Consider the following 3,659-nt stretch of genomic DNA (forward strand, 5'->3'; position numbering starts at 1 on the left):
GGTGTAAGTGGTGTTATTCCAAATAACGAAGCAATTGTTGCATTAGCACAAGAAGCATTCGGTTATGAAATGGCACTTATTATGTTCTTCGCATTCGTTGTTAATATTGTATTGGCTCGTGTTACTCCTCTGAAATATATATTCTTGACGGGTCACCATACAATGTTCATGTCGATGCTAGTTGCTGTAATTCTTTCAACAGCTGGTATCACAGGTACAACTCTAGTCGCGGTAGGTTCGATTCTTGTCGGTACTTTGATGGTAATTATGCCAGCACTTGGTCAGAAATATACTGAGAAAGTCATGGGGACAGATCAGCTTGCGATCGGCCACTTCTCTACTCTTTCTTACATCGTTTCTGGCTACATTGGCAGCAAATTTGGTGACACTTCAAAGACAACTGAAGATATCCAGGTTCCTAAAAGCTTGATGTTCCTACGTGACACACCAGTAGCGGTTGCTACTACAATGTCTATCTTCTTCCTACTTGCTTCTGTTATTGCAGGCGGTGAGTTTGTAGAAACAATCTCTGGTGGTCAAAACTGGTTCGTATTTACGTTCATGCAGTCTCTAGTCTTCGCAGGCGGTGTATACATCGTTCTGCAAGGTGTGAAAATGCTGATTGCTGAAATCGTACCTGCATTTAAAGGTATTTCAGACAAGCTTGTACCAGGCGCAAAACCTGCTCTTGACTGTCCAATGGTATTCCCAATGGCACCAAATGCGGTTCTAATTGGTTTCCTATGTTCATTCGCTGCTGGTCTTCTAGCAATGGCAGTTCAAGGTGCACTTGGCTGGACAATCATTGTAGCGGGCGTTGTTCCTCACTTCTTCGTGGGTGGCGCTGCTGGTGTTTACGGTAACGCTACAGGTGGTCTACGTGGTGCGATACTAGGTTCATTTACTCAAGGTCTTTGTATCTCATTCCTACCAATGCTACTTCTTCCTGTACTAGGTGGACTTGGCCTTGAAGCAACAACATTCGCTGACTTCGACTTCGGTGTAGTTGGTCTGATTCTAGGTTGGATTGTATCATGAGTTTATTCGACCTAATTGGTAACGATGGCGTAATCATCACTGACCAGAAAGACCTAAGCGTAGACAGCGCACTTGAACTCACTTGTTCAGCGCTACTAGCAAAAGGCAAAGTTGAAGCAAGTTACTTAGAAGCAATTAAAGCAAAGCACCGTGAAATTGGCGCGTACTATGTATTAGCTCCAAAGATTGCTATGCCTCATGCCCGCCCTGAAGACGGTGTAAATGAAGCAGCTCTGCAAGTAACAGTATTCAAGGACGGCGTAGATTTGGAATCTGAAGACAACGGAGATGTGTACTTTTCAGTAACACTCGCTGCGATGGACTCAGACAGCCATATCAATACGATTATGGCGTTATCTGAACTGTTTCAAAACGAAGATGATATCGACGCTATAATTGCAGCTGAAAACGAAAGCGCTATTATCGACATTCTAAAGAAGTACTAAAAACCACTTCATAGAATAGCGCGGACAAAAAAGGTAACTTCCATTTGAAGTTACCTTTTTTATTTTAGAGTGTAAATCGAAAGCGATCACATGACTCGTTTAAAGTCGTATCTTCCATCATTTTTTGCTTTCTCTCTAAAAAGCAAAACACCTTGATGAAACGTCAGCGCAACTAAGTAATCATCAGACTCATACAGATAGGTATAAACCTCATCTTGTTGATCCCGGATTTTAATGGGACTGCCTAATTCCTTTTTGACTTCACTCAATTGAGTTTGACCATCGATGAAATGGGAAACATCAAGCCGTTCTAACTCATCCTTCTCATAACACCCAACTAACGCTCCAAGTAATATTAAAGCCATTAACAGCGACTTTCTCATTAGCTATGTCCTCATATTCGTTTCATTCAATTTAACAAATTAAGATGACCCGAATGTAATACCTTGTAAGCAAGTTGCTCCATGAGATCATAGTAATGACATGTGCTTTAACGCTTTAAAAAGCTATCTCCCTCTTCGTAAATCACAAGCTTGAACCTTTCGCCACTTCCGACCAAAGCAATATACGTCACAAATATGGAYTAATTTGATAATAATTAAATCAATAACTACCTTTAACATTAATTATGACTCTTTTCTGTGAAGAGGCGACCGTGAAAAGCATACGAGCAATATTTGTTATACAGGTGATAGTGATCGTCACTCTCGTTTTATTGATCACAGCATTTTTCCAATATCAGTACTTTAGAGACAACCTCTATGCTGATCTTAAGTTGAGCGTCGAGAATACTGCAAATCGATTGGAAGTCAGTTTACCTAGAGCAATTTGGGACTTTGATATCAGCACTGCTACGTTATCCGCTTCCGCCGAACTCAAATCTCCCGAGATCTCCGCGATCAAAGTCTTAGATAACGAAAACAATAGCTTCTTATTCCTTGGGAAAAACCCTGACAAAAACAAGTCCGATGCCGTAGAAATCCAATCGCTCAGCAGTGAAATTGAAGCTAATGCTGTAACAAAAAAGCTGACTTTCGTGGAATACGACGAAGAGCACAACGTTGGGCAAGTCACTATTTACTACGATACACACGCATTGGATTCCAAACTGACAGAGTCAGTGACTCATACGTTCTACGAGCTCCTGATTTTAGACATTGTTATCACCATCACTATCATCTCTGTTTTGGCGTTTWCGGTTCTAAAACCACTTGAAAAGCTGACCGATCGTATTAGAGATTTAGCGTCAGGTGAAGGTGATCTGACTAACCGAATACCAGAGGCCAAGTTAAAAGAGTTTCACGAAATCACCGAGGGTATTAACGTATTCACAGGGTCACTTAGGAACATTGTGCAAGACGTCTCGACCTCTTCAGTTCACCTTCAAGAAATGGCCACCGCCAATGGCCAAACCGCTAGAGCCAACTCCGAAAAACTTGAAACCCAAAAACATCAACTAACGACAGTGGCGGCGGCGGCAACTCAACTCAACCACTCCGTCGTTACAGTGGCAGACACTGCACAAAACACAGCAGAAGAAGCTAGCCGAGCAACAAGCTTAACTACAGACGTTCATCAGACCATTGAAAGTTCTGCCAATGAAATCATCAATATGCGTCAAGAGATGAACCACGTTAACGCCGAAATGCACAAGCTAATCGAAGAAGGTGAAAAAATAACCATAGTTCTGAATGTGATCAATGATATTTCAGGGCAAACCAACCTACTCGCATTAAATGCGGCAATTGAGGCTGCTCGTGCTGGTGAGCAAGGCCGAGGCTTCGCAGTTGTGGCTGATGAAGTTCGTAACCTTGCCGTAAAAACTAGCCAATCGACGGAACAAATCCAAAGCAACATTACCGCATTAGACAATGCAACTAAGTCTGTTGAAGACGAAATTACGCGTATTTCAACCATGTTAGAAGTCACGGCTTCAAAGGTTGCTGAGTCTCAGTCATCGGTCAAAGAAGTCGAGGAACTGATTGCTCATATTTCAGATAAAAGTGGGCAGATATCTCAAGCTACCGAAGAACAACGAATGGCAGTAGAAGAGATTAGCCAAGCGATTGTTGAAGCCTCTGAAGCCTCAAATGAGGTTTCCCACGGCGCAAGTACGAATGCCAAACGAACAGAAGAAGTGCTCGGACTCAGTAATAGTATTGCTCAGCACATGAC

The 3,659-nt window shown here is 42.3% G+C and carries 4 protein-coding genes; 3 read left to right on the top strand and 1 reads right to left on the bottom strand.

Features of this window, described 5'->3' with window-relative positions; genetic code table 11:
- Together ulaA and L4C33_RS20485 are read left to right on the top strand one after the other, a co-directional pair.
- Positions 1-1,038, top strand: a 1,038-nt coding sequence (ulaA, locus tag L4C33_RS20480; protein ID WP_428814241.1) for a PTS ascorbate transporter subunit IIC, incomplete at its 5' end; no start/stop codon positions are given.
- The gene (locus tag L4C33_RS20485) at positions 1,035-1,484 is read left to right on the top strand and encodes a PTS sugar transporter subunit IIA (RefSeq protein ID WP_428814242.1); all 450 of its coding nucleotides are present in this window, start codon (positions 1,035-1,037) and stop codon (positions 1,482-1,484) included. The genes ulaA and L4C33_RS20485, both read left to right, overlap by 4 nt.
- An 86-nt stretch (positions 1,485-1,570) precedes the next feature.
- Here L4C33_RS20485 and L4C33_RS20490 read toward each other — a convergent pair whose 3' ends face one another.
- Positions 1,571-1,867 (bottom strand): uracil-DNA glycosylase family protein, encoded by a 297-nt coding sequence (locus L4C33_RS20490; protein WP_428814243.1) that lies wholly within the window; start codon positions 1,865-1,867, stop codon positions 1,571-1,573.
- A gap of 272 nt (positions 1,868-2,139) precedes the next feature.
- On the opposite strand from L4C33_RS20490, the gene L4C33_RS20495 reads away from it, so the two are divergent.
- Positions 2,140-3,659 (top strand): methyl-accepting chemotaxis protein (locus tag L4C33_RS20495; protein ID WP_428814244.1); only part of this gene is annotated, 1,520 nt, incomplete at its 3' end.

The sequence above is a fragment of the Vibrio makurazakiensis genome (genome assembly GCF_050337375.1).
GTDB classification, from domain to species: Bacteria; Pseudomonadota; Gammaproteobacteria; order Enterobacterales; family Vibrionaceae; genus Vibrio; species Vibrio makurazakiensis.

Bases quoted from the DNA above. Each gene is read 5' to 3' on its own strand.
- L4C33_RS20485 (WP_428814242.1), top strand. From the start codon at position 1,035: ATGAGTTTATTCGACCTAATTGGTAACGATGGCGTAATCATCACTGAC.
- L4C33_RS20490 (WP_428814243.1), bottom strand. From the start codon at position 1,867: ATGAGAAAGTCGCTGTTAATGGCTTTAATATTACTTGGAGCGTTAGTT.